This window comes from Vibrio sp. 378 (assembly GCF_033339435.1).
The window spans coordinates 1-524 of sequence record NZ_JAWOUO010001151.1 but is presented as its reverse complement, the minus strand read 5'-3'; the positions used below and the strand labels follow the sequence as shown (position 1 = coordinate 524).

Annotated in this window: 1 protein-coding gene; it reads left to right on the top strand. The window is 46.2% G+C overall.

What is annotated here, in order from left to right:
• On the top strand, positions 1 to 356 hold a 356-nt coding region (locus R7Q48_RS30880; RefSeq protein ID WP_318134225.1), incomplete at its 5' end, for a kinase/pyrophosphorylase.
• Positions 357 to 524: the final 168 nt, after the last annotated feature.

Sequence of the window (524 nt, the reverse complement as noted above, 5' to 3'; positions counted from 1 at the left end):
GCGCCAAAACCCCACCCAGTTTGTACATGGCGATGCAGTTTGGCTTGCGCGTGGTGAACTACCCGTTTATTGCCGAAGACGTCAAGATGATGCGTTTGTTGCCAGAGTTCGAGGTGCACCGCCACAAACTGTTTGGCTTAACCATCACGCCTGAACGTTTGAATGAGATTCGTGAGAATCGCCTGTCGGGTAGCGACTATGCCAGTGAAGAGCAATGCAAGTTGGAGTTGGACACGGTTGAAGCTTTATTCAGAAGAGAAGCGATTCCTTACATCAACACGTCGTCATTATCGGTAGAAGAAATTTCAACGCGCATTCTTGAGAGAGCCGGAATGAAGCGTCGTTTGTTCGGCTAGTCACTTGGATGAGAGGAGGTTGCTATCAACCTCCTCTTTACGTATTACTGGTTATCAATTATCAGCTTTTATGGTTGTTCCTTAGTAGTACTGGAACATCTTCTGAACGTCTTGATAGTTCTTCGTTTGCGTGAGTGACAACATCAGTAAAATTCGTGCTTTTTGTGG